Source organism: Parafrankia sp. BMG5.11 (genome assembly GCF_004337455.1).
The window spans coordinates 47,355-73,920 of sequence record NZ_SJXI01000018.1; the positions used below are offsets into that span (position 1 = coordinate 47,355).

General features: G+C 65.5%; 25 protein-coding genes. 14 read left to right on the forward strand and 11 right to left on the reverse strand.

The window, feature by feature from the left end; translation table 11 throughout:
* Window positions 1-23: 23 nt before the first annotated feature.
* The 5 genes from E0504_RS14460 (at window position 24) to E0504_RS14480 (ending at window position 3,576) form a co-directional block, all read left to right on the forward strand.
* Complete coding sequence (locus E0504_RS14460) at window positions 24-422, forward strand: J domain-containing protein (protein ID WP_207912542.1); 399 nt, start codon at window positions 24-26, stop codon at window positions 420-422.
* A gap of 9 nt (window positions 423-431) precedes the next feature.
* The gene (locus tag E0504_RS14465) at window positions 432-2,111 is read left to right on the forward strand and encodes an amidohydrolase (RefSeq protein WP_131624775.1); all 1,680 of its coding nucleotides are present in this window, start codon (window positions 432-434) and stop codon (window positions 2,109-2,111) included.
* Window positions 2,112-2,390: 279 nt separating this feature from the next.
* Entirely contained in the window at window positions 2,391-2,612 is a 222-nt protein-coding gene (locus E0504_RS14470; RefSeq protein ID WP_131624776.1) for a hypothetical protein, read from the forward strand.
* Window positions 2,613-2,737: 125 nt separating this feature from the next.
* Window positions 2,738-3,178 (forward strand): PaaI family thioesterase, encoded by a 441-nt coding sequence (locus E0504_RS14475; protein ID WP_131624998.1) that lies wholly within the window; start codon window positions 2,738-2,740, stop codon window positions 3,176-3,178.
* Complete coding sequence (locus tag E0504_RS14480; RefSeq protein ID WP_131624777.1) at window positions 3,175-3,576, forward strand: PaaI family thioesterase; 402 nt, start codon at window positions 3,175-3,177, stop codon at window positions 3,574-3,576. The genes E0504_RS14475 and E0504_RS14480 overlap by 4 nt, the downstream gene beginning before the upstream one ends.
* Here the strand turns inward: E0504_RS14480 and E0504_RS14485 are convergent.
* Both E0504_RS14485 and cobS read right to left on the reverse strand, forming a co-directional pair.
* On the reverse strand, window positions 3,573-5,708 hold the full coding sequence (locus E0504_RS14485; RefSeq protein WP_131624778.1) for a transglycosylase domain-containing protein: 2,136 nt from the start codon (window positions 5,706-5,708) through the stop codon (window positions 3,573-3,575). The two genes, E0504_RS14480 and E0504_RS14485, sit on opposite strands and share 4 nt — an antisense overlap.
* Before the next feature lie 41 nt (window positions 5,709-5,749).
* The gene (gene cobS / locus E0504_RS14490; protein ID WP_131624779.1) at window positions 5,750-6,739 is read right to left on the reverse strand and encodes a cobaltochelatase subunit CobS; all 990 of its coding nucleotides are present in this window, start codon (window positions 6,737-6,739) and stop codon (window positions 5,750-5,752) included.
* A 72-nt stretch (window positions 6,740-6,811) separates the two neighbouring features.
* Here cobS and E0504_RS14495 point away from each other — a divergent pair, with 72 nt between their 5' ends.
* Entirely contained in the window at window positions 6,812-7,663 is an 852-nt protein-coding gene (locus tag E0504_RS14495; protein WP_373693902.1) for an oxygenase MpaB family protein, read from the forward strand.
* Here the strand turns inward: E0504_RS14495 and E0504_RS14500 are convergent.
* Window positions 7,660-8,355, reverse strand: a complete 696-nt coding sequence (locus tag E0504_RS14500; RefSeq protein WP_165938516.1) for a helix-turn-helix domain-containing protein — start codon at window positions 8,353-8,355, stop codon at window positions 7,660-7,662. The genes E0504_RS14495 and E0504_RS14500 overlap by 4 nt on opposite strands.
* A gap of 147 nt (window positions 8,356-8,502) precedes the next feature.
* On the opposite strand from E0504_RS14500, the gene E0504_RS14505 reads away from it, so the two are divergent.
* From E0504_RS14505 to E0504_RS14540, 8 genes are all read left to right on the forward strand, one after another.
* Window positions 8,503-9,243 carry a DUF1428 domain-containing protein gene (locus E0504_RS14505; protein ID WP_131624780.1) on the forward strand — a complete coding sequence of 247 codons (741 nt, stop codon included), beginning with the start codon at window positions 8,503-8,505 and terminating at the stop codon, window positions 9,241-9,243.
* 49 nt (window positions 9,244-9,292) lie between these two features.
* Complete coding sequence (locus E0504_RS14510) at window positions 9,293-9,970, forward strand: dihydrofolate reductase family protein (RefSeq protein ID WP_131624781.1); 678 nt, start codon at window positions 9,293-9,295, stop codon at window positions 9,968-9,970.
* The gene (locus E0504_RS14515) at window positions 9,970-10,623 is read left to right on the forward strand and encodes a glutathione S-transferase family protein (RefSeq protein ID WP_207912545.1); all 654 of its coding nucleotides are present in this window, start codon (window positions 9,970-9,972) and stop codon (window positions 10,621-10,623) included. Before E0504_RS14510 ends, E0504_RS14515 begins: the two co-directional genes overlap by 1 nt.
* A gap of 19 nt (window positions 10,624-10,642) precedes the next feature.
* Window positions 10,643-11,269: a glutathione S-transferase family protein gene (locus E0504_RS14520; protein WP_131624783.1), complete on the forward strand. Its 627-nt coding sequence runs from the start codon at window positions 10,643-10,645 to the stop codon at window positions 11,267-11,269.
* Window positions 11,270-11,321: 52 nt separating this feature from the next.
* Window positions 11,322-12,584 (forward strand): threonine ammonia-lyase, encoded by a 1,263-nt coding sequence (locus E0504_RS14525; RefSeq protein WP_131624784.1) that lies wholly within the window; start codon window positions 11,322-11,324, stop codon window positions 12,582-12,584.
* Between the two features lie 157 nt (window positions 12,585-12,741).
* Window positions 12,742-13,584, forward strand: a complete 843-nt coding sequence (locus E0504_RS14530; protein WP_131624785.1) for an arginyltransferase — start codon at window positions 12,742-12,744, stop codon at window positions 13,582-13,584.
* A 46-nt stretch (window positions 13,585-13,630) separates the two neighbouring features.
* Window positions 13,631-15,700 (forward strand): autotransporter assembly complex family protein, encoded by a 2,070-nt coding sequence (locus E0504_RS14535; protein ID WP_207912546.1) that lies wholly within the window; start codon window positions 13,631-13,633, stop codon window positions 15,698-15,700.
* Window positions 15,700-19,887 carry a translocation/assembly module TamB domain-containing protein gene (locus E0504_RS14540; protein WP_131624787.1) on the forward strand — a complete coding sequence of 1,396 codons (4,188 nt, stop codon included), beginning with the start codon at window positions 15,700-15,702 and terminating at the stop codon, window positions 19,885-19,887. The genes E0504_RS14535 and E0504_RS14540 overlap by 1 nt, the downstream gene beginning before the upstream one ends.
* 68 nt (window positions 19,888-19,955) lie before the next feature.
* Here E0504_RS14540 and E0504_RS14545 read toward each other — a convergent pair whose 3' ends face one another.
* From E0504_RS14545 to E0504_RS14580, 8 genes are all read right to left on the reverse strand, one after another.
* Window positions 19,956-20,534: a fasciclin domain-containing protein gene (locus E0504_RS14545; RefSeq protein WP_165938517.1), complete on the reverse strand. Its 579-nt coding sequence runs from the start codon at window positions 20,532-20,534 to the stop codon at window positions 19,956-19,958.
* Window positions 20,535-20,545: 11 nt separating this feature from the next.
* Window positions 20,546-21,601 carry a hypothetical protein gene (locus E0504_RS14550; RefSeq protein ID WP_131624789.1) on the reverse strand — a complete coding sequence of 352 codons (1,056 nt, stop codon included), beginning with the start codon at window positions 21,599-21,601 and terminating at the stop codon, window positions 20,546-20,548.
* Window positions 21,602-21,852: 251 nt separating this feature from the next.
* Window positions 21,853-22,461, reverse strand: coding sequence for a lysozyme (locus E0504_RS14555; RefSeq protein WP_131624790.1), 609 nt, complete (start codon window positions 22,459-22,461; stop codon window positions 21,853-21,855).
* A 130-nt stretch (window positions 22,462-22,591) separates the two neighbouring features.
* On the reverse strand, window positions 22,592-23,572 hold the full coding sequence (locus E0504_RS14560) for a DUF3618 domain-containing protein (protein WP_131624791.1): 981 nt from the start codon (window positions 23,570-23,572) through the stop codon (window positions 22,592-22,594).
* On the reverse strand, window positions 23,569-24,027 hold the full coding sequence (locus E0504_RS14565) for a phage holin family protein (RefSeq protein ID WP_131624792.1): 459 nt from the start codon (window positions 24,025-24,027) through the stop codon (window positions 23,569-23,571). Before E0504_RS14565 ends, E0504_RS14560 begins: the two co-directional genes overlap by 4 nt.
* Window positions 24,024-24,584 carry a hypothetical protein gene (locus E0504_RS14570; RefSeq protein WP_131624793.1) on the reverse strand — a complete coding sequence of 187 codons (561 nt, stop codon included), beginning with the start codon at window positions 24,582-24,584 and terminating at the stop codon, window positions 24,024-24,026. Before E0504_RS14570 ends, E0504_RS14565 begins: the two co-directional genes overlap by 4 nt.
* Before the next feature lie 182 nt (window positions 24,585-24,766).
* The gene (glnA, locus tag E0504_RS14575; RefSeq protein WP_131624794.1) at window positions 24,767-26,176 is read right to left on the reverse strand and encodes a type I glutamate--ammonia ligase; all 1,410 of its coding nucleotides are present in this window, start codon (window positions 26,174-26,176) and stop codon (window positions 24,767-24,769) included.
* A gap of 38 nt (window positions 26,177-26,214) precedes the next feature.
* Complete coding sequence (locus E0504_RS14580; RefSeq protein ID WP_131624795.1) at window positions 26,215-26,553, reverse strand: P-II family nitrogen regulator; 339 nt, start codon at window positions 26,551-26,553, stop codon at window positions 26,215-26,217.
* Between the last annotated feature and the right edge of the window lie 13 nt (window positions 26,554-26,566).

The window sequence follows — 26,566 nt, forward strand, 5'->3', positions numbered from 1 at the left end:
CGAGTTATAACTGGTTCGCCGGGATGAGCGCGGACGAGATCGTCGCCGCGCAGCATCCGGCGGCGGGCTGGGCGAATTCCAGCACCACCCGGGCGTTCCGGGCCGATGCCGGTGTCGACGGCACTCCGCGGTGGGCGGACTTCGACGATCCGCTGGACGCGATTGGCGCGCGGGCACATGACGTTCGGCAACGCGCGCGAAGGGAAGCAGCCACATCGCGCTTCACGCGTGACGAGCGCGCGGCGCTCGACACGCTGGAACTGGCGCCGGACGTCGATCGGGCCGGGCTGCGGCGGCGCTACAGCGAACTGGTCCGCCGCTACCACCCTGACCGGAATGGCGGCGACCGGCGGCATGAAGTGCGGCTGACCAGCGTGGTGGAAGCGTATCAGCTCTTGAAGAAGAGCGCCGCGCTCGCCTAACCGGGCGGGATGAAATTCATCCGCTTCGCCGCCCTTATCCTCGCCGCCACGGCGGTGCCCGCCCACGCGGATACGCTGGTGGACAATGTCCAGGGCATGTCCATCGATCGCGAGGGGAAAGTCACCCGCTTCACCGGCATCTGGATCGATGACGATGGCCGGGTGAAGCAGCTGCTGGACCGGAAGGACAAGCGTCCGCGCGCCAAATACGGGGTCGACGCGCAGGGAGCGGTGGTGATCCCGGGCCTGGTCGATTCGCATCTTCACATGATGGAGCTGGGGTTCGGCGCCCTGACGCTGGACCTGACGCAAACCCGTTCGCTGGCAGAGGCGCAGGCCGCGATACGCGAGTATGCCGCGGCGCATCCCGACCGCAAGTGGATCATTGGTCGGGGGTGGAACCAGGAGACCTGGGGGCTGGGCCGCTTCCCCACCGCCGCCGACCTCGACGCTGCCGTATCTGACCGCCCCGTGCTGCTCGCGCGGGTCGATGGCCATGCGCAATGGGCGAACAGCGCCGCTCTAGCGGCCGCAGGAATCAGCGCGCAGACCGCCGATCCCGCCGGCGGCCGGATCGAGCGGCTCGCCGGATCGCGCGCGCCGGCGGGCGTGCTGGTCGATAACGCGATGCAACTGGCCGAACGCGCCATGCCCGCGCCGCGGCCTGACGACCACGATGTGGCCTTGGCAAAGGCGCAACAGATCCTGCTGTCTCGCGGCATCACCGCAGCGGCAGACATGGGGACCACGATCGAAGCCTGGCAGAGCTACCGCCGCGCCGGCGACGACGGCTGGCTCCGGGTGCGGATCATGGCCTATGCCGCAGGGGTTCCGGCGATGGAACTGATCGCTGGCCCGCGGCCCACTCCGTGGCTTTATGCCGATAAATTGCGCATGGCCGGGGTGAAGCTGTACCTTGACGGGGCGCTGGGCTCGCGCGGGGCGTGGCTCAAGGCCCCTTATGCCGATGACCCCAGGAACACCGGTTTGCCCTTGCTGACCGGCGCGCAGCTCAGGAACCTGATGAGCCGCGCCGCCCTCGATCAGTTCCAGGTCGCGGTGCACGCGATCGGTGACGCCGGCAACGCCGAGGCGCTGAACGCGATCGAGGAGCTGTCTGAAACCTACAAAGGCGATCGGCGCTGGCGGATCGAGCATGTGCAGGTGGTGGACCCGGCCGACATCGCGCGGTTCGGGCGGAACGGCGTGATCGCTTCGATGCAGCCAGTGCACCAGGCATCCGACCGGCTGATGGCTGAGGCGCGGCTGGGTCCCGCCCGGCTTGCGGGCACGTACGCCTGGCGCTCGATCGATGCAGCCGGCGCACCGCTGGCATTCGGCTCTGATGCACCGGTGGAGGCGCCGGACCCGTTCGCGGGCATGGCAGCGGCGATCAGTCGGACGGGGCCCGATGGCCAGCCGTTCGGCGGCTGGATGCCGGGCGAGACGGTGAGGCGCGAAGCTGCGCTGGCCAGCTATACCGCGCAAGGAGCATTCGCCGGTTTTGGCGAAACGCGATTTGGCGAACTGAAGCCCGGCTTGCGAGCGGATTTCGTGATCATCGATCGCGATCCGATGCTGGCCACCCCCCAGGATCTACGGGCGGCAAAGGTCCTGCAAACGTGGGTTGGCGGAGAACGGGTCTATGTCGCTGGTGACCAGGCTGGAGAACGCCAAGAGGGACGTTAACCTCATCGTAACTCACTTGGTGCCAACCCACGCTCCGCTCCGCAAGGTCACTGATCCGTCAAACGCGACGGGAACAGGCCGGCATCTGGAAGGTTGGTGGTGCGGCTTGGTGGAGCCGAAAGGCGTACCGTTGCGCAATTGCAGCAACGGCATGGAAATGGACCAAGCGACTGTTATTTTCGCAAAATTGCGCAACAACCGGGGTTGCCTGAATCGCCGACCTCATCTAGGGGCGGCCGGGACTGACCATAGAATACCAAGACTTCGAGGAGATATCATATGAAGATCAGCAAACTGGCTACTGCCGCTGCAGCAGCAATTCTCATGGCGGCTCCGGTCGCCGCTCAGGCCGCTCCGCAGCGCGCCGCAGCACCGACTGTTGAAGGCAGCGAAATCGGCGGCTCGTCGAGCGCGCTGATCATCGGCCTGCTGGCGCTCGCCGCCATCATCGCCGCGATCGTGATCGCGACCGGTGACGATGACGACTCTGTCAGCGCCTAAGCTTTCAGTCGACTTGTTAGGAAAACGGGGCTTTCGGGCCCCGTTTTTTTTGCGCGCGTGACGGGCGGCAACCGGGTTCCGCTTGCCAGGTCGCCGGGTCATCGGCACGTGCCCTTCAGATGAACATGTTCGAGGGACCCTTTAACGCCGAAGTGCTGTCGAAGTGGGTCCTAACGCGCGCGCATCCGGGGTGGCTGGGCCTCAAGTATCGCGATCACGGGGCCGACTGGGTGGAGCTCGAACTCCCTTGGCGCGCCGACCTGGTCGGCGATGAACGACGGCCGGTGCTCGCCTCAGGTCCGATTGTCAGCTTGATGGACATGGCCGCCGGAATGTCCATCTGGGCCGCTAATGGAACGTTCCGTCCGGTGGCTACGCTCGATCTGCGGGTGGACTACATCCGGCCCGCGCGGGAGCGGGCGTCAGTCATCGGACGCGTCACGTGCTACCGCAGCACCCGCTCGGCCGCATTTGTCCGCGGCACCGCGCATGACGGCGATGCAGCCGATCCCGTGGCGGACGTATCCGGCGTGTTCATGGCGCTTGATCCGGCGCGCATGCGGTGACTGTCCGTCTCACCGCCTATGCCCGCGCGCTTGGTATAGCCGAGGCCGAAGAGGGCCCCGCCGGCGCGCCCACGCTGGTGCAGGCGTTCAGCCACGATCTGGAAGGCCGGCCGGGTGCCTGGCACGGCGGGGCGATCGCGGGCCTGCTCGAAACCGCAGGCTATGCCGCCCTCCAGGCGGAACTGGCCGCGAGAGGGCGCGATCCACTGCTCAAACCGATCAATGTCACGGTGCAATACCTGTCAACCGCGCGCACGCAGGCGAGCTATGCGCGTGGACGGATCGTCCGGCTGGGCCGGCGCAACGCCAACATTGCGGTCGAGGCATGGCAGGATGATCCGGCCAAGCCGATCGCCAGCGCCGTCATGAACATCCTGATGGCGGAAGAGACGCGCTAGGGACCGCCGGGGGCGGGTGGAGCGCTGGGTGTAGGGGTGGGCGCCGGCTGCACCCGCAGCCCGTCTCGGTCCAGCCGCACGTCGACTGGAAGTCCTTCGATATCGGTGGTGACGGTGACCCCTTCGCCGCCAATCCGCACGCGGGAGCGGTCATCGATCGGGAATTCGGCAGTCGGGATCGCGTCGGGCCCGGGCACGTCCATCGGTTCAACCGGAGTGCCGGGATCTTCGCTCGCGCCCGGCGCGGGCGCGGGGCGGGGCGCTGATTTGCCGAGCGCCTGAGCCATGAAATCGCGCCAGATTCGCGCCGGGATGCTGCCGCCGGTCACTCCGTTCAAGGGGGTGTTGTCATCGTTCCCGACCCACACGCCGACCACCAGGTCGCCGGCGTAACCCACGAACAACGCATCGCGGTAATCCTGGCTGGTGCCGGTCTTGCCGAACGCGGGCACCGACAGCGCGGCGGCGCGGCCGGTTCCGCGGCTGACCGCCGCGCGCATCATCTGTTCGATATCGCGGTGCGTGCGGCCGGACAGGCTCTCGTGCCTGCTCCACTCCCACGCTTTGGCAAGCCAGCCCTGTTTGGGCGTGGCGAAGGCATGCGGCCGGACTGGAAACTGGTTCGCCGCGACCCCGGCATATGCGCTCGTCAGTTCCAGCAAGGTCATTGTCGAAGTTCCGAGCGCCAGGCTGGGGTCGCCCTGTGCGAGCGGCGCCTGAACGCCTAGGTCGCGGGCCGTGGCGATGACGTTTTCGCTGCCGACGGTCTTCAGCAAACGCACGGCCGCCACGTTACTGGAGCGGGCAAAAGCGTCCTCAAGCGTAATGGACGCCGAATAATTGCCCCCGGCATTCTTCGGGCGATAGCTGCCGGTGGTGATCTCGCGATTGTCGATCATGTCATCGGGCGACATCCCGCTTCGCAGGGCGGCGAGCCACACGAACAGCTTGAAGGTGGACCCGGGCTGCCGCCGCGCCTGTGTCGCTCGGTTGAAGGGTGAGCGAGCGTAGTCCTTGCCGCCGATCATCGCCACGACCTCGCCGTTCGGGCGCATGGCGACGAGTGCGACCTGCGCCTTGCCAGGCACCCGCTGGGTCGCACGGCGCGCGATCGCCTGCAGCCGCGAATCGAGGGTCGTGGTAAGGGTCTGTCCGCCGTAACCGGCCTCGGCAAGTTGCCGGCCCTGCGGCAGCGCCCAGTCAGCGAAATAAGTGCCTGTGGGCAGCGCCTTGTTCGGCCGCACGTCGAGCCTGGGCGGGCGCATGGCGCGCGCTTCGGCCGCGGTGATGTAGCCGGCATCCTCCATCGAGCCGACGACGAGCTTCATCCGCCTGGCCGCGCGTTCATAGTGCTTGGTCGGAGCATAGCGCGAAGGCGCCTGAACGAGTCCTGCCAGCATCGCGGCCTGATCCGGCTTCAGCCGCTCTGGCTGGCGATAAAAGTAATGCAGCGATGCCGCCCGCAGGCCGTAGACGTTGTCACCGAAATACGCGTTCGACAGATACCGTTCGAGGATCTCGTCCTTCGTCAGCCATGCTTCCAGCCAGAAGGCGATCAGCATCTCGCGCGCCTTGCGGGTCAGCGTCTGTTCGGGCGTCAGGAAGGTGAATTTGGCGAGCTGCTGCGTGATGGTGCTGCCGCCGCCGTATCCGGTCCACGCCGCGCGGGCCATGCCGCGCGGATCGATCCCCCAGTGGCTGTAGAACCGCCGGTCCTCGATCGCCATGAACGCCTCGACCACATGATCAGGCAGTTGGGCCACCTCGACCGGCTTGCCGATAACCGCGCCGTTGCGCGCGATCGGCGTCCCGTCGCTGGCGAGCAGCGTCAGTTCCGGCGGAGCAATCGGCTGCAGCGACTTGGACAGGGGGGCGGTGACGGCGAGCCAGGCGACGATCACGATGAACAGTGCGATGAGCGCGGCGATGGCGCGTACGATCCACCAACTGCGCCGGCGCCCGAACCACAGCCGGTGGGCGGTGTCCGGTTGAGTGGTGCCAAGTCGCCGGTCCCAGTCGTCGAACTTGTCGCTTACCGGCGTGTCGTCGCCATACGCCTCGTGCAGGGCGAAATAACCGGCGTGAGGCGCCGGCTCGGGGGCGGGCTTGGGACGCGACCTGAAAAACGCCATCGGCAGTGTATTACCACTTCAACACAGCGCATCAAGCGCCGTCAGTTCTTGCCGACGACGCTTTCGGGCAGATCGACGCCGAACACCCGCTGGTAATATTCGGCCACGAGGACTCGCTCGGCCTCATCGCACTTGTTGAGGAAGGTCAGGCGGAACGCGAACCCGACGTCCCCGAAGATCGAGGCGTTCTGCGCCCACGTGATTACCGTGCGGGGACTCATCACCGTGGAGATGTCGCCGCCGATGAAGCCCTGGCGGGTCATGTCAGCGACCTTCACCATGTCAGCGATCACCTTGGCATCGGTACCCGGGCTCTTTGCCGCAACGATCGCCTGTTCTGTCTTGGCCGGCAGGTAATTGAGCGCGACGACCAGGTTCCAGCGGTCCATCTGGCCTTGGTTGATCGCCTGGGTGCCATGATACAGTCCGCTGGTGTCGCCCAAGCCAACGGTGTTGGCGGTGGCGAACAGGCGGAAGTGGGGATCGGGACGGATGACGCGGTTCTGGTCCAGCAACGTCAGCTTGCCCTGCTGTTCCAGAACACGCTGGATCACGAACATCACGTCGGGCCGCCCGGCGTCGTATTCATCGAACACCAGCGCGACGGGGTGCTGCAGCGCCCACGGCAGCAGGCCTTCGCGGAATTCGGTTACCTGCAATCCGTCCCGCAGCACGATCGCATCCCGCCCGACGAGATCGATGCGGCTGATGTGCGCATCCAGGTTGATGCGGATGCACGGCCAATTAAGCCGCGCGGCGACCTGTTCGATGTGAGTGGACTTGCCGGTGCCGTGATAGCCCTGGACCATCACCCGCCGGTCGTGCGCGAACCCGGCCAGGATGGCGAGCGTGGTATCGGGATCGAACACATAGCTGTCGTCGATGTCGGGGACCCGCGCATCCGCCTTGGAAAACGCGGGGATTTTCCAGTCGATGTCCAGGCCGAAGACTTCTCGCGCATCGACCTCGGTGTCGGGGGCGGCGAGCAGGGTTCGCTGGGCGGTATCGAGGCCGTCGGTCATGTCGTTCATCGCCGGCGGTGCCTATACGCGGGGGGCAAGCCTCGCAAGCGTCCTTGCGAGCAACTTATCGCGCCCCGATATATGCCGGCGATGCTGCCCACCCCGTCCGACCTGATCCGCCGCCGCCTGGTGGGCCAGGTGCGCGCGGTGTTCAACGATGCAGCGTCCGGCCAGCAGCCGGTGCCGATCAGCGAGCACGCCTTGTTCGAACGCGATTCGCCGATCCGGATGGTCCATTCTGGCGTGGTGTCTATGCTGGTCGGCGGCATTCGTTCACTGCTGTTGCAGATGCTCCATCCGCACGCACTGCAGGGCGTGCTCGATCACTCCGATTTCCGCGCCGATATGCACGGCCGCCTGCGGCGGACCGCGCGGTTTATCGCGGTGACGACGTTCGCACACCGCGATGACGCGATGGCGGCGATCGGCCGGGTCAACCGCATCCATGAACGCGTCAGCGGTACGCTCCCCACCGGGGAGGCGTACTCAGCGACTGCTCCGCGCACGCTGGCCTGGGTGCACGTGGCAGAAGCGACCAGCTTCCTGGAGGCGTATCTGGCATACGTGCACCCGGCGATGCCGCACGGCGAGCAGGATGAATACTTCCGCCAGTTCGCCGTGGTGGCCCGGGCGCTCGGTGCCGACCCGGTGCCTAAGAGCCGAGCCGAAGCCGAGGCGCTGATCGCCGAATTGCGATCTGATCTTGCCGCCAGCGACGCCTCCCGCGAGGTCGCGCGCCTGGTTCTCAGCCAGCGGCCGAAGGGCGCGCCGGTGGCGGTGCAGCGGACTCTCGGGACTGCTGCGGTTGATTTGCTGCCATCTTACGCGCGAACGATGCTGGCCTTGCCGCGCCCAGCGGTCACCGCGCTGCCGGCCCGTCTGGCGACGCGAACGATGTCGCAAACGCTGCGGTGGGCTTTCCGCCAGCGCTAGGCGATTTTCGGCGGCAGCGAGAACAGCGCTGCATATTGCAGGGCAAGCGCGCGGTTTCCGCTGATCACCAGGCCGGCATCGCGCTCAAGATCCGCCCACGGCACACCGGCATAAAGGCCGGCGGCCATCACCGGCGCCGCTGGCGCGGTGAACACGGCGTGCGCTGCGTCCAGGTTGCCCCGTCGGATCGGCAGGGTCCCGTGATCCGGCTCGGCAAGAAACGTCTCATCGCCGATCGCAAGACCGATGGTGCCCTTCACGGAGCCGACCCGTCGCTTGTCCACCATGGTCCGCATCGACAGCATCAACGACACCGGTGACAGGGGCAAGGTGGGGTCGTGCGAGCTCGATTGTGCGGCCCATCGCCCCAACTCCTGCAACAGTGGTTCGGCGGCATATCCCCACTGGGTCAGTTCATAGACTTGCGCCTTGCCCGGCGGCGGTAACTGCCGGCGGACGACCACCCCCGCCTCTTCCAGAGAAGCCAGCCGTTCGGTGAGAACCTTTGCGCTGATACCGGGCAGGGCGGCGCGAATATCGGAAAACCGCCGCCCGCCCAGCATCAGTTCGCGCACCACCAGCAATGACCAGCGCTCGCCCACCAACTCCATTGCGAACGCAGTGCCGCAGGCATCACCATACCAGCGGCCATGAGCGCCTTTCTCCGCGTCAGTTTCCTTTGGTAACTCCACAGTTGCAATTAGTAACTTCTAGGATCAAGAAGAACAAGGGGGGCGAGTCGCGGCGAGAGATAGCGCTGGCGTGGCTCGAAGGATGTTGAGGACCAGCCGGCGGACAACGTGAACGCGGCAGGCGCGACCGCTTAAGGGAGACAGGTAGTGAGCTATTTCGATGGTTTCGTGATCCCCGTCGCAGCGAGCGACCGGGATAGGTTTGTGCAGCACGCGCGCACGATCGACCCGATCTTCCTTGAGAACGGTGCGTTGCGGGTGGTCGAATGCTGGGGTGCCGACCTCAAGCCGGGTAAGACCACCGACTTCCAGGGCGCGGTAGCCGCCCGCGATGGCGAAACCGTTGCCTTCGCCTGGGTCGAATGGCCCGACAAGGACGCGCGTGACACTGGCATGGCCGAGGTCAGCGCGCTGATGGGCAAGGATCCGCGCATGGATCCAGCGACCAACCCAATGCCGTTTGATGGGCAGCGGATGATCTTCGGCGGGTTTACTCCGATCGTCAGCCACGGCGCGTTTGCGCAAGGCCAGTATGTCCAGGGCTTCATCGTCCCGGTGCCGGAGGACAGACGCGAGGATTATCGCCAGATGGCCGATGACGCATGGGACATGTTTCGCGGGTACGGCGCGACGGCGGTGGTCGAGGCCTGGGGCGATGACGTGCCTCACGGGACGCAGACCGATTTCTACCGGGCGGTCAAGGCTGAGCCGAGTGAGGCGATCGTGTTCAGCTACATGGCTTGGCCAAGCCGGGAGGTGTGCGATGCGGCGGCCGAAAAGATGATGATCGATCCCGACATGAAGATGCCGGACGATGTGCCGTTCAGCCCGCAACGAATGGTGTTTGGCGGCTTTGACCCCGTGCTCGTGCTAGAGCAGCCCCGATGACCGAGGATAGCGGCGGCTGCATCTGGTCTCTGCTGGCGGCGTACTGACGATGGCCCGCAAGATCACGGGGGGATGCTTCCTCTCGCTCGATGGCGTGATGCAGGCGCCCGGCGGCCCCACTGAGGACACCCAGGGCGGGTTCGACGAAGGCGGCTGGATGTTCAAGATGTGGGACCCTGGCATCGAGGAGACCCTTGGCGCACTTTTTTCGGGCGACTACGACCTGCTGCTGGGCCGGCGAACCTATGACATCTTCGCAGCTTACTGGCCCTATGCGGAAGAGCCTGAAAATCGGCCGATGCGCGACGCGTTCGACGCGGCGAACAAATATGTGCTGACCCGCGGCGATCAGCCCCTCGAATGGCAGAACAGCCATCGCCTTGCGGGCATCGAGGATGTTGCCCGGATCAAGCACAGCGAAGGGTCCGACATCATCATTCAGGGATCGAGCACGATCTATCCGGACCTGCTGGCAGCGGGCGTGATCGACGAACTGGTGCTTATGACCTTTCCAGTGGTGCTCGGCCAAGGCAAGCGGCTGTTCGGCGGCGGCACCCCCGTCGACAAATTCGAGATGATCGACCACCGGGTGACCGACCAAGGCACGGTCATCGCCACCTACCGGCCTGGCGGAAAGCTGCCGCCTTACCCGGCGGAAGGCCCGATCGGCGCGAAGAGCGAGCGCGAGGCTGAACGCCAGCGCAAAATGGCGGCGGGGACCTGGTGATGCTGCAGCTCTATGGTCATCCGTTCTCGTCCTACACCTGGAAGGTGCTGATCCCGCTTTATGCAAACGAGACCCCCTTCGAGTTCCGCTCGGTCGACCCGGGTGAGGGCGCGGAGCATGGCGCTTTCGTCGCGGCGGCACACCCCGCGGGCAAGTTCCCGGTGCTGATCGATGGCGGCACCACGGTGGTGGAGGCAACCGCGATCGTGGAATACCTAGCGGTGCACCACCCCGGCGCGGCGCCGTTGATCCCGGCCGATCCGGCGGAGGCGGTCGTCGCCCGGATGCTGGACCGCGTGTTCGATAACTACGTCATGCACCACATGACCCGCGTGGTGTTGGCGCACATCGTGGGCGGCGAAAGTCCCGATCAGGCCGAGATCGCGAGCGCGAAGGAATCCCTGCGCCGCGTGTATCGCTGGCTGGAGGACTGGATGGCAGGCAACACTGTTCCCCCGCACGTCAGCCTTGTCACCTGCGCCGCGGCCCCTTCGCTGTTCTACGCCGACTGGGTGGAGCCGATCCCCGACGATCATCCGCACCTCAAGCGGCTGCGCGCCGAGCTTCTCGCGCTCGCCCCGGTATCCCGCTGCATCGAGGACGCGCGCCCCTTCCGCGGCTATTTTCCTCCCGGCGCGCCGGACCGCGATTGAGCCCGCAGGAGAGCAGACGATGGCCGAATACACGCTTTACACAAACCCCATGAGCCGGGGCCAGATCGCGCGCTGGGCGCTCCACGAGGCGGATGCCGATTATGACCAGGTGCTGGTCGACTGGGAGGACAAGGGCGACCTCCTCAGGCTCAACCCGATGGGCAAGGTGCCGACGGTGGTTCACCACCATGGCGGCCACGATCATGTGATCACCGAGACCGCGGCCATCCGTCACTATCTGGCCGAACTGTCCGCGCCCGCGTTGCTGCCGCAGACCCACGAGAAGGCCGACTACTTCCGCTGGCTGCTGTTCGCCGCCGGCCCGCTCGAGCAAGCGGTGGTGACCAGGGCGATGGGGTGGGAGGTTCCTCCCGAGCGCGAGGGCATGGCCGGATTTGGAAACTTCGACCGCACGATCGACGCGCTCGACGGCTGGCTTGCCAGCCACGATTACGTCTGCGGGGGTCGTTTCACCATGGCCGATGTCTATGTCGGCAGCGCCGTGGACTGGGGTCTGCAGTTCGGCTCGATTCCGACCCGCGGCAGTTTCGAAGGCTATGCTGGCCGCTTTCGGGAGCGCGAGGCGTACCAGGCCAGCAAGGCGATCGACGGCGAACTCATCGCCCAGATGCAGGCCGCCAGTTGACGCGAATGTTTCGCCGGTTTCCCTAGCATCGTATCTGGCCTAGGGCGCCGGGATGACCCAGACCGCCGCCGCCCGCCTGACCGAAACCAGCGCCAACACGAACCTGCCGCTGACCAATGACGATGTCCTTGCCGCGGCGCAGCGCATCGCCGGTGCAGTCGTGCACACCCCGACGATGCACTCGCAAACGCTGTCGAACATCGTCGGCGCCGAAATCTGGCTCAAGTTCGAGAATCTGCAATTCACCGCCGCTTACAAGGAACGCGGTGCGCTCAATGCGTTGCTGCAGCTGACGCAAGAGCAGCGTGACCGTGGCGTCATCGCAGCCTCTGCCGGCAATCACTCACAAGGGCTGAGCTACCACGGCACGCGCCTGGGCGTGCCGGTGACGATCGTGATGCCGCGCACGACTCCGAGCGTGAAGATCATGCAGACCGAGAGCGTCGGCGGCAACGTTGTGCTGGAAGGTGAAACGTTCGACGATGCCTATGCCCACGCGCGGCAGCTGGAGCAGGAGCGCTGCCTGACCTTCGTCCACCCGTTTGACGATCCGCACGTCGCGGCGGGCGCGGGTACGGTCGCGCTGGAAATGCTGGCCGATGCGCCGGAGATCGATTGCCTGGTGGTTCCGATCGGCGGCGGAGGCCTGATCAGCGGCATGGCCACCGTCGCCAAGGCGACCGGGCGGGAGATCGAAGTCGTCGGGGTGGAGGCGGCGCTGTTCCCGTCGATGTATTCGCGCATCAACAACACCCCCATGCCGTGCGGCGGCGACACCCTGGCCGAGGGGATCGCGGTCAAGGAACCGGGCGAATTCACCTCGCGGGTCATCGCTCAGAAGGTCGATGACATCCTGCTGGTGGAGGAGGCCGAGCTCGAGCGCGCGGTCAGCCTGCTGCTGCAGATCGAGAAGACCGTGGTCGAGGGTGCCGGCGCGGCCGGTCTGGCCGCAGTGCTCGCTCATCCCGATCGGTTTGCCGGGAAGAAGCTGGGGCTGGTGCTGTGCGGCGGCAATATCGACCCGCGACTGCTCGCCAACGTGCTTCTGCGCGACCTGGCCCGATCCGGCCGGCTCGCGCGGCTCCGCGTGACCCTGCAGGACCGCCCGGGCGCGCTGTACAAGGTGATGAAGGAATTCGACGCGCACAACGTCAACATCATCGAGATTTATCATCAGCGCATCTTCACGTCGTTGCCGGCGAAGGGGCTCATCACCGACATCGAATGCGAGGCTCGCGACAAGGACCAGATCGAGGCGCTGGTCGCCGCGCTCACCGCCTCGGGATACTCGGTCCATCAGGTGGAGCTCGGCTGAGCGGAAGCCCGAAAACCACTTCGCAACTGTGCAAAGTAGGTTTCCGTTAACCGCGATAGATGGTTAAGGGTCTTTTACCGCCGGTTCCCTTTGGGCATACCTCGGGCACGCGGCGGACGCGTTCGTTCAAATCCGCGAGAGGACCCTGGCAGCTCCCGTGACGGCCCCTGTTCGCTTTCCCCGGTTCTTCGTGACGAGCCCCGCGCCGTGCCCGTATCTGCCGGGCCGCAGCGAGCGGAAGGTGTTCACCGAGCTCAAGGGCCCCCATGCGGACCAGTTGATCGAGGCGCTCGGACGGATCGGTTTCCGCCGCAGCCAGACAGTCGCTTACCGCCCCAGCTGCGTGGACTGTCAGGCGTGCGTTTCGGTTCGCGTGCCGGTGAGGGATTTCGCCCCATCGACCACTCAGAAACGCAATCTGAAGCGCAATTCGGGGCTGATCGCCGCCGAATGCCGGCCGTGGGCCACTGGTGAGCAGTTCGATCTGCTGCGCAAGTATCTGAGCGTGCGCCACCCCGGTGGCGGGATGGCCGCGATGGACGAAATTGATTACGCGGATATGGTGGAACATACGCCGGTAACCAGCTACGTCGTTGAATACAGGGAGCCCTCCGACGGGTTGAAGCCGGGCCGCCTCGTGGCCGCGTGCCTCACTGATCGGCAGGGTGACGGGTTGTCGATGATCTATTCGTTCTATGACCCGGAACATGAGGCGCGTGCGGGTCTTGGCAATTACATCATCCTGGATCACATCCGGCGCGCCGCGGACGATGGGCTCGGTTACGTCTACCTCGGCTATTGGGTCGATGGGTCCGACCGCATGCAGTACAAGATCCGCTATCGCCCGATCGAGCTGCTCGGCCGCGACGGCTGGCGCCGGCTTTCGCGGGAGCGGCATGACGAGCTTATCGCCGCGGCCGCCAGCGGTTCGCGCCGTTCGCGGAGCGCCGCCAATGCCGGCAAGGACGGATCGCTGCCTCAGTTCGATTTCTCTGAGTAGACTGGCAGTCCTGGCACTGGGCTGCGCGGCTCTCGCGGCGTCGCCGGTGGCCGCGCAACAGGCAGAGCCGTCGCTGGAGGACTTGATTCCCGACTCGGCGGTCGAAAACCCGGTCGAGTGGGCTCAGCAGGGCGAGCCGGGCGGCCAGCCGGCAGAACCGGTGGTCGAGGTTGATCCCAGCTCGCCGCTGGCTGATCTGCCGGCGATCGACGTTCCGTGGCCGGACGATCTCGAGCTGCCGCAACTCGCGCCGCTGGAGCCGGATGACAGCATCCAGTTCGCAGACATGGAAGATGCCACCAACCCGCGCCCTGCTCTGGTGGATGCGGACGTGGTGCGGGTGACGGATGAGCTGGTGCTCGCGTTCCCGCCCGATGACGCGGCGTTCCCTCAGCAGGTCGAATTCGCCGAGAGGTTCGGTAACCTGTCCACCATCGCCGAACTCGATACCGACGACGACAACGTCGCGCAGCTCGCCGCCCGCGCCAAGGCTGACCAGGCGCTGCTCGACACGATGATGCGAGTCTATGGTTACTACGACGCGCAAGTCGTCCGCTCGGTCGCCAGCATCCAACCAGGCGATGATAATGCCGGTAGCCGGCCCGAAGTCCGCTTCGACATCATCCCGGGCGCCCGCTACCGCTTCGGCGCGATCGAGCTGGGTGAACTGAACACCGCGGTCGACGCTGCGGCGTTGCGCCGCGCCTTCGAGATCCAGCCCGGCGACTTCATGTCGAGCGACAAGATCGTCGAGGAACAGTTCAACCTCGATACCGCGCTTGGCGAGTTCGGCTATCCGTTCGCAGCCATCGACGCGCCGGAACTGCTGGTTGATCACGCCCGGACCGAAGGCGACCTGACGCTGGCGGTGCGTCCCAACGGCAAGTACGTTTTCGGCGCGGTCAATTCGAACCTCCCGCGCTTCCTGTCGGGCCAGCATCTGTCGAGCATCGCGCGCTTCGATGCTGGCGACGTGTATCAGCGCAGCCTGGAACTGGACCTGAGGCGGGCGATCGTTTCGACCGGGCTCGTCTCGTCCGTGACGGTCACCCCCCGCGAGGTGGCCGCGCCCGTTGGCGACCAACCGGGGACGGTCGCGCTGGATGTGGAGCTGACGAGGGCCAAACTGCGGACGATAGCGGGCGCGCTCGGCTACGGCACCGGGGAGGGCTTCCGCGCCGAGGCCAGCTGGGAACACCGCAACCTGTTTCCCCCCGAAGGTTCATTGCGGGTGCGCGGCATCGCAGGCACGCAGGAGCAGTTGCTCGGCGTGACCTTCCGCAAGAACAATTTCGGCGGGCGCGACAAGGTGCTCACCGTCGACGCGTTCGCTTCCACCATCGACAGCGATGCGTTCGATGCGAACACCGTGTCGCTGATCGGGACGTATGAGCGGCGATCGACCCTCCTGTTCCAGAAGCCGCTCAGTTGGAGCGTCGGCCTGGAAGCTGTCGCGACCGATGAGCGCCCGGCGCCGCTGGGCGGGGTGGTTCAGCCGCGCCAGACATTCTTCGTCGGCGCGATACCGCTGTTCGCGGAGCTCGACACGACCGATAACCTGCTCGATCCCAAGAAGGGCTTTCGCGCTGGCCTGCGGCTCTCGCCCGAAGTTTCGCGCAGCCGGGGGACGGAAAGTTTCTATCTGCGCGGGCAGTTCGATGGTTCGACCTACCTTCGCGCAAGCGAAAAGATCGTCGTCGCCGGCCGGGTCCGGTTCGCCGCGATCCCCGGCACGGAGCTCGACAACATCGCGCCGTCACGCCGGCTGTATTCGGGCGGCGGCGGGTCGGTGCGCGGCTATGGCTATCAACGCATCGGCCCGCGCGACATCAACGGCAATCCGACCGGCGGGCGCAGCCTGGTCGAGGGTGCGATCGAGGCGCGGGTCCAGACCGGCTTCTTCGACGGGGCGCTGTCCGTGGTGCCGTTCCTGGATGCGGGCACCGTCAGTCGCAGCGTGACGCCCGATTTCGATACGGTGCGCTTCGGCGCGGGCATCGGCGTGCGCTACAATACCGGGTTCGGGCCCCTCCGCTTCGACATTGCCACGCCGATCAACCCGGGGCCGGGTGATAGCAGGATCGCGGTCTACGTCTCGCTGGGCCAGGCGTTCTGATGGCCGACGAGATCGAGGTGGCAGAAACGCCGAGCAAGCCGGTGCGCCGGACGAGCTTGGGGCGGCGCGCGGCCAAGTGGGCGGTCGGCCTCATCGCCGGGGTGTTGTTGCTGATTGTCGGTGCGCTGGCGCTGCTCAACAGCCCCATCGGGCAGCGGTGGGTCGTCGATCGGATCGCCGAGGTGGCGCCGGCTTCCGGCCTGACCGTTTCCATCGGACGGATCGACGGCAATCTGTACGGCAAGGCGCGGCTGCATGATGTCACGCTGTCCGATCCCAAGGGCAAGTTCCTGACCGTGCCGCTTGTCGAACTCGACTGGCGGCCGATGAGTTGGTTCACCCGCGGCCTTGATGTGCGGGAACTGGTCACGCATCGCGGCACGCTGTACCGTTTGCCGGAGCTGAACCCGGGCGATCCCGACGCCCCGGTCCTGCCGAATTTCGACATTCGGATCGATCGGCTGGCGATCCGGGACCTGACCCTTGCCGCCGGGGTGGCCGGGCCAGACGCCCATAAAGCGAACCTGAGCGCCAAGGTAGACATCCGCGAAGGCCGCGCGCTGGTCAACGCCGATGGGCGCCTCGGTGCGCAGGATGCGTTTCGTGCGCTGATCGATGCCGAGCCGGACCGCGACAAGTTCGATCTGCAGGTCGACTACAACGCGCCACGAGGTGGCGTGCTGGCCGGACTGATCGGCGCCGATGCCGGCTATCGCGCGCAGTTGAGCGGCGCGGGGAGCTGGAGCAAGTGGGACGGCTCCGGATACGTCACGCGCGATGGTGCCAACTTCGCGGCCTTTCGCGTTCTCAACCGGAGCGGGCGTTACACGATCGTCGGCCAGGCGCGGCCGCAGCCGGCCATGGCGGATGGACTGCCGCGCCGTCTGCTCGGCGAAACTGTTTCCTACAAGGCGACAGGGACGCTCAAGAACAGCGTACTGAACGGCACGGTGCACCTGATCACCAACGCGTTCGCGGCGCGGGCAGAGGGCTCGGTGGACTTGGGCGAGAACGCTGCCCGCAGCGTGGCGCTCTCGGCACGAATCAAGGATCCAACGTTGCTGGGGCCGGGCAGCCGGCTGGAAGGGGCTCGGCTGTCGGCGACGCTCGACGGGACGTTCCGCAACCTGACCGCCCGACACCGGATTGAGATCGGTCGCTATGTCACCGGCACTACGCAGGTTGCCGGGGTCATTCAGCAAGGCACTGCGACGCATTCTAACGGACGCTGGACCCTCCCGCTTGATGCGCAGGTCGCGCGGATCATCACCGGAACCGCTCAGGTCGATCCGCGGCTGATCGACGGAACCATCAAGGGTACGGTCCTCTATCAGGGTACCAAGTTATCCAGCGACGGACTGTCGATTGCTTTCCCCGGAGCGACCGCGCGGCTGTCGCTGGCCGGAGATACCGCCACTGGAAACTATCGCGTCGCGGGCCCCGTCACGGCCAACGGCCTCGCCATTCCGAATGTCGGAACAGTAAACGGGGCTGCCACCATTGTGGCCAAGTTCGGCAATGCGCCGTGGACCGTGCTTGCTGACTTGCGCGGTCGCATCCCGCAAGTGACGAACGCCACGCTCGCCAACCTGGCGGGCCAGCCGATCACCTTCAGCGGGAGCATCGTCACCGGCGGCGCGCGGCCGCTCGATTTCCGCGGTGTGCGCATCAACGCGCCGAAGATCGAGTTGACGCTTGATGGCATGATCCGTCCGGGCCGGACCAGCGTCGCCGGTCGTGGGCGACACGTGGATTACGGGACGTTCACCGTCGAGGGAGCTTATACCGACCGCGGTCCGGAGGCGGTGCTGGTGTTCGCCGATCCGCTCCCGTCGGCCGGGCTCAAGGATGTGCGGGTTGCGATTGCGCCGATCAGGAACGGGTTCGCGATCGAGACGCGGGGGCAGTCGCTCCTTGGATCGTTCGATGGGACGATCGACCTGTTCGCCCCGGCCAATGGCCCGACGCGGCTGGTGATCCGCCAGCTGGACGTATGGAAGACCTCGGTCTCCGGTGAACTCACGCTTGGAAATGGGGCAGTCGCCGGAACCCTGGCGTTGATTGGCGGCGGACTCGATGGCACGATCGCGCTCGCTCCGCGCGGGGGCGGTCAGGCGTTCGATATCAATCTGACGGCCAACGACGCGCGGTTCGCCGGCGCTACTCCGCTGTCCATCGGACAAGCGCGGATCGAAGCAAGCGGGTTGCTGGTCAAAGGGCGCAGCACGATCAGCGGCAACGTCTTCGCCCAAGGGGTCAGCTATGGCAGCCTGTTTATCGGCCGGCTTGCGGCCCGTGCCGATCTGGAGAACGGCAGTGGCACCGTGACCGCGTCCGTCGCCGGGCGGCGCGGCAGCCGGTTCGCCTTGCAGATCAACGCCAACATAGCGTCCGATCGCGTGGCGGTGGCGGCGCGCGGCGAGTTCGCGGGTCGGCCGATTGCGATGCCGCGGCGCGCGATCCTGGTGCGGCAGGACGACGGGGGCTGGCTGCTGGAGCCGACTCAGGTGAACTTCGCAGGGGGCGCGATCATCGCCTCGGGCGAGTTTGGCGGAGGGAGCACGGTTGCCCGTCTGCAGCTGTCCGACATGCCGCTATCGGTCGCTGACATCTATGCGGACCTTGGTCTCGGCGGAAAGATCTCCGGCGTGGTCGATTACAGCAGCGTCAGAGGGGCTCCTCCGACCGGAGAGGCCCGCGTCAAGATCGCCGGGCTGAGCCGTTCTGGTCTGGTCCTCACATCGCGTCCGATCGATCTTGCCCTGGTCCTGCGTCTCACCCCGGACCGGCTCGAAACGCGCGCCGTGATCGACGAGGGCGGGCAACGGCGTGGACGGTTGCAGGGGCGGATCGTCGGGCTGCCGCGCATTGGCGCCTTGTTCGACCGCCTGCGCGCGGGCGATCTGTTCGCCCAACTCCGCTATCAGGGACCCGCTGACGCCTTGTGGCGCCTGGCCGCAGTCGACGCATTCGACCTGACCGGGCGCTTATCCGTGGCCGCCGACGTCACCGGCACCCTGGCCGCTCCGCAAGTGCGCGGATCCGTGGCCGGCGATAACCTGCGCCTGCAATCGAGCCTGTCTGGCACGGACCTGACCAATGTCAGCGCCCGAGGTACGTTCAGCGGCTCTCGCCTGAGGATCACCCGCTTCAGCGGCTCGACCGCAGGCGAAGGAACCGTGGTGGGCAGCGGCACGGTCGTGCTGGAAGATCTTGGCATCAGGGGGCCGCAACTCGACCTTCGGCTGGCCGCGCGCGACGCTCGCCTGCTCAATGCGAATGGTCTGGCAGCGACAGTCACCGGACCCATGCGGATCGTTTCCAATGGCATCGGCGGGACCATCGCCGGCCGGCTTACCGTCGACCGCGCGAGCTGGCGACTGGGTACGGCGGCTGCCGATGAGCGTCTGCCGCAGATCAAGACACGCGAGATCAATCTGCCGTACGATGTCGCCCCGCGTCTCGCCGCTAGCCAGCCATGGCGTTACCTGATCGATGCGCGCGCACCGGCCCGGGTGGACGTGGACGGTATGGGCCTGGACAGCGAATGGGCGGCGAATGTGCGGGTGCGCGGAACGACCGACAATCCGCGGCTGGGAGGAGAGGCGCGGGTCATCCGCGGCGACTACTCATTCGCCGGCACGCGGTTCGAACTGACTCGGGGGATCATCAACTTCGATGACAGCGTCCCGATCGATCCGCGGCTCGACATCGTCGCCGAGACAGAAAAGGACGGCCTCTCCGTCGCGGTCAAGGTGCAGGGCAGCGCCGCCCAGCCAGAGATCAGCTTTTCCTCCACCCCTGGACTGCCGGAAGAGGAAATCCTTGCGCGGCTGCTGTTCGGCGGATCGATCACGGAACTTTCGGCGACCGACGTGCTTCAGCTAGGGTCTGCCGTGGCATCGCTGCGCGGGGGCGGCGGTCTCGATCCGATCAACCAGCTCCGCAGTGCGATCGGGCTCGACCGGCTGCGCATCGTGAGCGCGGATCAGGCGCTGGGACGCGGTACGGCGATTGCATTGGGCAAGAATATCGGTCGCCGGTTCTACGTGGAGGTCATCACCGACGGGAGGGGCTACAGCGCCACCCAGGCGGAGTTCCGGATCACGTCGTGGCTGTCGATCCTGGGTTCGATCTCAACCATCGGGCGCGAGTCGCTCGTAGTGAAGGCGAGCAGGGATTACTGACACAAGTACGCTCGGGAAGGCGGAGCCCGATCAAGCCTTCCCGAGCGCTAACGGTCGTGTTGAAATCTCTAGCTGATCGTTTCCGGCTGGGCAGACTTGATCAGCGCGTCAAGCGGCAGCACGACTCCATTGCTTGCCACCAGCGGCGCGCCATCGATGCGCGCCTTGATCCCGCCCGATCCGGTCGCGATGATGGCATCGCCGTCCAGTGAGAACTCGATCTGATCTCCGGCCAGGTTGCGCATCGACACGGGACCTTTCTTCTCGCCGATCGCGGTTTTGATCGCTTGCGGGGTGAGATGTCCGGGCAGGATGTGGCCGCGAAGAACAGCGACCAATTCCGCCCGGTTGGCAGGCTCGGTCAGGGCGCTCCCGGTGTCGCCCAGCTTGGCGAACGCGTCGTCGTCAGGGGCGAGCACGGTGTAGCTGCCGGGCCCGTCGAACACGTCGGCCAGGCCAGCTTCCGACAGGGCGCCGGAGATGGTCGTCAGGCCGGGCGCGCTGCCGATCTTGGCCGCGAGCGTGCCCGTCCCGGCTTCGGCCGGCGCGGCAGTGGCGGCCGGAGTGTCAGCTTCGCCCGAGCACCCGCTGAGCGGCACGAGGAGCGCTGCGGCCCCTGCTGCGGCGAACCAATGGACCTTGCGCATCGTACTCTCCATCACGTCAGCAACTCGATAGCAGCCTGGATCAGCTGCGTGGTGGGATCCACCTGATACACGTAGCCGTCAGCGTAACGGTAATCGTACTCGGGCGTATCGTAGTACTGGTCCTGATACCCGTATGGCACATTGTAGACGTCATACCCGGCCGGCATGGGCTGTCCGACGGCGAACCGGTCTCCAGTCAGCAACGCGGCAATGGACGTGATGGCATCGGATTGCGGGTCGACCCGATAGAACACATCGTCTGCGTAGCGATAGGAATTGGGCGATCCGAGGTTGTAGTACTGGACGTAGTAGTCGGGGACCTCGGCGGGCTGATAATAATCAGGCCACGGGTTGCCGACCGACAACGCGCCTCCGAGCAGCGGCAGGAAACCGAGCACGGAGCCGGTATTGCTGGTCCGGTAAAGGTAACCATCGGCGTAGCGATATCGACCGTCCTGCAGCGATGAATAGCCGAACCAGTCAGGACTGTAATAGCGATCATATCCATCGCGGCCCCGTTCCAGCCCGGGCGGAGTGCAACCGTTGTTTTTCTTCGCCAGTCCGGGCGGGCACCCCTGGATCAGCCCGCGTGAGCGATCAGAGCCGAAATCGGCAATGCGTACCGTCCGGACATCGGGATCGCGCCCGGCGTAGCGAAGGTCACGGGCTTCCCGCGTTTCCCGCTCGGGGCGCACCTGGCGATTGTCCGAACGGCCGTTGCTGGCGCGCGCCGCACCCTTGTTGTCCTGCTTCGCACCGGTGTTTGCCTTGCCGTTGCCGCTTGGACGAGCGCGATCCTCGCGCGCCGCCGTCCGCTGCTCTGATTTGGCCTCGGAACCTTGACGGGCATTGCCTTTCGGCTCGCGCTCCGCCTGCGACGGACGGCTGGCTTGCGGACCTCCGCGGTCAGCTTTTCCGTTCGACTGGGCCTGCGACTTTCCGCCGCCGTTTCCTTGAGATTTTTCTGCAGCCTGTCCGCCGCCGCCACCGTTACCCTTTCCGGGTTCGGCAAAGACCGGGCTGGTGGCGAGTGCGATCGAGGCCGCGCCTAGCATAAGCATGCGCATTGGATGTCTCCTTCGCACCACAAACAGCCAGCCGGGCGTGCCGTTCCATTAACCTGAGATAACCTCACCGATCTCGGCCATCGCTGACGTCTCGCCAATCGCGGCACGAGGGCATACATTCGGCTAGGTTCAGGCGGGACGGGATGCGCTATCACGATGACGCGACCCGAAAGGGCTCGATAGAGCCCTGGACTTACACAGGCGACTGCTCCGGCAGTCGCCTTTTTTTTTGTTAGCGCCGCCGCAGGCGCCTACTCCGCGGCGAGGTACAATGCCGCTTCAGCTGCGCGGCGGCGGACCAGCCCCGGAAGTACGCGGCCTCCGGCGCGGTTCCAGCGCGCGAACTCGGCTGCGGCAGCGGCACGTTCGCCGGCATTGTGACGCTTGGTAAGGGTAGCGCGAGCGATCGCCCCGGTATTGAAGTGGAAGCTCACGAGCGCGTCGAATTGTGCCTGGCTTGTTGGAGCTTGCCCGATCGCCGCCCACACGTCAGCCGCGTGGCGGGCAATGTCAGCGTCCAGCCGTGCATCGCACTCAGCACGGGTCCACACGGTGTCCGGTTTGATATCGGGTCCGGTGGCGCCCCACCCGATGGTCCATGGTGCCCCGCCTGTACCCGGATCGGGGTAGGCCTGCACGAGGCCATCCGGCCGCACTTTTGCACACCCTTCGAACTGGCGGATCAATTCCACGCCGCGTGCGCCGATCGTCAGCGGTTCGCCGCCAATATCGCCATCGCCCGGAAACGGGTCATCCCCCTGGGCGGCGGAGATCGCCGCGTCCAGCGCGATCACCTCGCGGCGGCTGAAACCTCGCCCGAGCAGGCGGCGGACGGTGTCGAAGATGATCTTGCGCTGCATCGGGTCACCTCATGGTCGCGGGAGGCGGGGCCATTAGGAACAACGACGCACTGTAGGAAAACGAATTCTCGAATACGAAAAAGCGCCCGCCGAGTTGATCGGCGGGCGCCTTTACTGAGCCATTCACAAGTTAGCGGTTGGTCGATTGCCAGTCGGTATCCTGGCGTGGTTCACTCTCCTCAGCCGCGAGTTGGGTGAGCGATCTCTCGCTATCGTTTGCACCGAAGGGGCTACCGCTCTCGCCCGCTTGCGGAGTCCTGCTGGTGGATGGCTGTTGTCCAGCCCCAGTACCGGCCGCCGAACTTGACGCGCTGTTTTCGGCCTTGCTGACCAACTCATCTTTCTTCTCACGGGCGGTAGAGACCAGCTTGTCCTTTTGTTCGCCGATCATGTCCCGCGCAGTTCCGCCAAGCCCGGAGAGTTGCTCGTTCTCAGTGCGCGACAGTGGCAACGATGTGCCGAAGATCGCGCCTACTGCAGCGGCGATGAGACCGCCGATCAGCGGGTTGCTGGTATAGGCCTGCTGCGCCTTGTCGACCGCAGCGCTGCCGGTATCCCGGACTGAGCTGCCGGCGTGGCTGGCGCTGTCCGACCACGCGCGGCGCTTCTGGCGCAGCTTTTCGGTCGCATCGTCAAGGCGCTGGCGGAAGCTGTGATCGTCTTCGCCATGACCCTTGTCGAGCATAAGGTAATTGGCCCGGTGCGTATCACGACGCCGCTGCCAGGCCGTGTCGTCTTCGTATTCCGTGCGCTCGAGTTGGCCCATGTGCGCCACGTAATCGCGGTGGATCGGGTCGTGATGGTCACGGTCGGTGGAAGCACCGCTGCCGCTGCCGAAGCTGGGCAGTTTGGCGTCGCTGTCGCTGACCAGCCAGATCGCGCCGCCGGCGATCATCGCCAGCGCAAGCGGATTCCGGCGCGCTCCATCGAGCAGGTAACGCGCGTCGATATTATTGTCCTCTGCCTTGTCGAGCAGCGAATTGATAAGATTACGCGGGGTCAGTTGATCGCCGATGCGGTCGACCGTGCGGCTCATTTCGTCCTGGGTGCGGCGGATGTCGCGTTCGATCTCCGCCGGATCCTGGTTTGTGGTGGTAGTGTGGTCGGTCATGGCCGGGTCTCCGAAGTCAGGTTGCCGCGCGCCGCATCGGGCGTGCGCTCGATGGTGCGGACGGTGCGGTCAGGGGTGAGGTGCGCCGAGCTGACTTTCTTGCTGCCGGCGCTGTAGAGCACGTAGGCGAGGATCAGGGTTGCGACGCCGACGATCAGGACGCCGAGAGGAACATTGTCAATCGCGGCACCCAGAATGTAGCCTAGGCCCATCAGAGTGACGCCAAGGCCCGCGATACCGACAACCGCCGCGCCGGCCATCTCTCCGGCTGCGATTTTCACCTCGTGAACGGATTCGCGCACCTCCGCCTTGACGAGATTGAGCTGTTGTTCGGCAAGGTGAGTGCCTTGCCCGGTCAGCTGGCGGATCAGATCTGCGATGTTCTCGCCCGCGCCATGCTCGGCCTCGGGCTGACGGAGTCCGTCTTGGGTAAAGCCTTCCTGTTGGCGGGTCATAGCGTGCCTCCCGAATATGCGGGAGATGAGGTTCCGCCGACGGTGGATGATGTGCCAAAGCCCTGCGAATCTGAACTACTGCCGGTTCCACTCGAAGCCAGGCCGCTGGAAAACTGACTGTTGGTCGTTTGATCGAATCCGCTGCCAGAGTCGCCGTAAGCGTCGCTCGAGCTTTCAGTCCCCGCCTTCAGCACGCGAGCCGCTGCAAAGCCGGCAAGCGCACAGGCGCCGAGGAAGGTTGCGGGATTGGTGCGCGCCATCTGCTGGACGTCGCGCGTCAGCTGACGCGAATCCTTCTGGTCGATGGACTCTGCGAACTGCTGCACGGTTTGCGCGCCCTTGCGGAACATCGATTGCAGCCAGTCGGGACTGTCCTTGAGTTCGCCAGCGGCGGTGTCGAGCGCGGACGAGATCGATTTCGCCTGTTCGGCCGCTGTGCCCTTGCGGGCGTCGACTTCGGACTGGAGGCGCTGCTTCGCGCTGTCGGTAATGGTAGAGGCGTCGCTGCGGAGTTCCTCGCGCAGGTCGCCACCACCGGAACGGGTGGAGGTTTCCATGTGCCATCCTTTCAAGTTGGTTACACTTAAGAAGGAGGACAGGGGCGACTGCGTTCCGTAAGTGCTGGAACAGTCGATGTTTTTGCGCTGAGACGTTATTACAACAAGACAAGGCGCATGGGCGCAAACGAGAGGGGCGCCTGATCGCTCGGACGCCCCTCGTGCCTAAATCAATGAGAGACTTAAGCGCTGAAGTACATGTCGTACTCGACTGCGCTCGGGCTGGTTTCCCACCGGGTGACATCCGCCCATATCAATTCGGCGTAGGCGTCGATCTGGTCTTTGGTGAACACATCGCCCTTCAGCAGGAACTCGTGATCAGCCTCCAGGCTTTCGAGCGCCTCCCGCAGTGATCCGCACACCGTGGGCACCTCGGCCAACTCGGCCGGCGGCAGGTCGTACAGGTTCTTGTCCATCGCCTCGCCGGGATGGATCTTGTTCTGGATCCCGTCGAGTCCGGCCATCAGCATCGCGGCATAGCAAAGGTATGGATTGGCCATCGCATCGGGGAACCGGAATTCCACCCGCTTGGCCTTTTCGCCCGCGCCGTAGGGGATGCGGCAGGACGCGGACCGGTTGCGTGCCGAATACGCGAGCAGCACCGGCGCTTCGAACCCGGGGACCAGCCGCTTGTAGCTGTTCGTGGTCGGGTTGGTGAAGGCGTTCAGTGCCTTGGCGTGCTTGATCACCCCGCCGATGAAGTAGAGGCACATGTCGCTGAGCCCGGCATAGCCGTTGCCGGCGAACAGCGGCTTGCCTTCGTTCCAGATCGAGATGTGGGTGTGCATGCCGCTGCCGTTATCGTCCTTGATCGGCTTGGGCATGAAGGTCGCGGTCTTGCCATAGGCATGGGCGACCTGGTGCACGACGTACTTGTAGATCTGCATCCGGTCGGCGGTTTCGACCAGCGTCCCGAAGGTGAGGCCAAGCTCGTGCTGAGCGGCGGCCACCTCGTGGTGGTGCTTGTCGCACGGCAGACCCATCTCCAGCATCGTGGTGACCATCTCGCCGCGGACATCCACCGCGCTGTCGACCGGCGCCACGGGGAAGTATCCGCCCTTGGCGCGCGGACGGTGCGCCATGTTGCCGCTTTCGTACTCCCGCCCCGTGTTGGTCGGCAGTTCGATGTCGTCGATGCGGTATCCCGATGCCGCATAACCGTCTTCGAACCGCACGTCGTCGAACATGAAGAACTCGGCTTCAGGTCCAACATAGACGGTATCGCCGAGGCCGGTCGACTTGAGGAAATTCTCGGCCCGCTTGGCGGTCGTGCGCGGGTCGCGGGCGTACCATTCGCCGGTCGACGGCTCGACGATATCGCAGAACACGATCAACATCGGGGTCGCACTGAACGGATCGACATAGACCCGCTCAAGATCGGGCTTCAGGATCATGTCGCTCTCGTTGATCGCCTTCCACCCGGCGATCGACGATCCGTCGAACATAAGTCCGTCCTCCAACTCGTCCTCGCCCAGCACGGTCGAGACCATCGTCAGATGCTGCCACTTGCCGCGGGGGTCGGTGAAGCGCAGGTCGACCCACTCGATCTCCTGGTCCTTGATCTGGTCGAGCACTTCCTTGGCTGTGGGCATGTCTTGGTCCTTAGATGGTCCGCGCGAAGCGGCTTAAGTCAGATGGCGGCGTCGTCGCGCTCGCCGGTGCGGATGCGCAAGGCGCTGTCGATGGTGGAAACGAAAATCTTGCCGTCGCCGATACGACCGGTCTGCGCTGCGGCGGCGATCGCTTCGACCACCCGCTCGGCCTGGTCGTCCGGCACGACCACCTCAAGCTTCACCTTGGGCAGGAAATCGACCACGTATTCCGCGCCCCGGTAGAGCTCGGTATGGCCCTTCTGCCGGCCGAAGCCCTTCGCTTCCGTCACGGTGATTCCCGATACGCCGACTTCGTGCAGCGCTTCCTTCACTTCATCGAGCTTGAAGGGTTTGATGATCGCTTCGATCTTTTTCACTTTCGTCCCCAGT

Coding starts and splice junctions, on each gene's coding strand:
- E0504_RS14460 (WP_207912542.1), top strand. CDS start 24: ATGAGCGCGGACGAGATCGTCGCCGCGCAGCATCCGGCGGCGGGCTGG.
- E0504_RS14465 (WP_131624775.1), top strand. CDS start 432: ATGAAATTCATCCGCTTCGCCGCCCTTATCCTCGCCGCCACGGCGGTG.
- E0504_RS14470 (WP_131624776.1), top strand. CDS start 2,391: ATGAAGATCAGCAAACTGGCTACTGCCGCTGCAGCAGCAATTCTCATG.
- E0504_RS14475 (WP_131624998.1), top strand. CDS start 2,738: ATGTTCGAGGGACCCTTTAACGCCGAAGTGCTGTCGAAGTGGGTCCTA.
- E0504_RS14485 (WP_131624778.1), bottom strand. CDS start 5,708: ATGGCGTTTTTCAGGTCGCGTCCCAAGCCCGCCCCCGAGCCGGCGCCT.
- cobS (WP_131624779.1), bottom strand. CDS start 6,739: ATGAACGACATGACCGACGGCCTCGATACCGCCCAGCGAACCCTGCTC.
- E0504_RS14495 (WP_373693902.1), top strand. CDS start 6,812: ATGCCGGCGATGCTGCCCACCCCGTCCGACCTGATCCGCCGCCGCCTG.
- E0504_RS14510 (WP_131624781.1), top strand. CDS start 9,293: ATGGCCCGCAAGATCACGGGGGGATGCTTCCTCTCGCTCGATGGCGTG.
- E0504_RS14515 (WP_207912545.1), top strand. CDS start 9,970: ATGCTGCAGCTCTATGGTCATCCGTTCTCGTCCTACACCTGGAAGGTG.
- E0504_RS14520 (WP_131624783.1), top strand. CDS start 10,643: ATGGCCGAATACACGCTTTACACAAACCCCATGAGCCGGGGCCAGATC.
- E0504_RS14525 (WP_131624784.1), top strand. CDS start 11,322: ATGACCCAGACCGCCGCCGCCCGCCTGACCGAAACCAGCGCCAACACG.
- E0504_RS14540 (WP_131624787.1), top strand. CDS start 15,700: ATGGCCGACGAGATCGAGGTGGCAGAAACGCCGAGCAAGCCGGTGCGC.
- E0504_RS14545 (WP_165938517.1), bottom strand. CDS start 20,534: ATGCGCAAGGTCCATTGGTTCGCCGCAGCAGGGGCCGCAGCGCTCCTC.
- E0504_RS14550 (WP_131624789.1), bottom strand. CDS start 21,601: ATGCGCATGCTTATGCTAGGCGCGGCCTCGATCGCACTCGCCACCAGC.
- E0504_RS14555 (WP_131624790.1), bottom strand. CDS start 22,461: ATGCAGCGCAAGATCATCTTCGACACCGTCCGCCGCCTGCTCGGGCGA.
- E0504_RS14560 (WP_131624791.1), bottom strand. CDS start 23,572: ATGACCGACCACACTACCACCACAAACCAGGATCCGGCGGAGATCGAA.
- E0504_RS14565 (WP_131624792.1), bottom strand. CDS start 24,027: ATGACCCGCCAACAGGAAGGCTTTACCCAAGACGGACTCCGTCAGCCC.
- E0504_RS14570 (WP_131624793.1), bottom strand. CDS start 24,584: ATGGAAACCTCCACCCGTTCCGGTGGTGGCGACCTGCGCGAGGAACTC.
- glnA (WP_131624794.1), bottom strand. CDS start 26,176: ATGCCCACAGCCAAGGAAGTGCTCGACCAGATCAAGGACCAGGAGATC.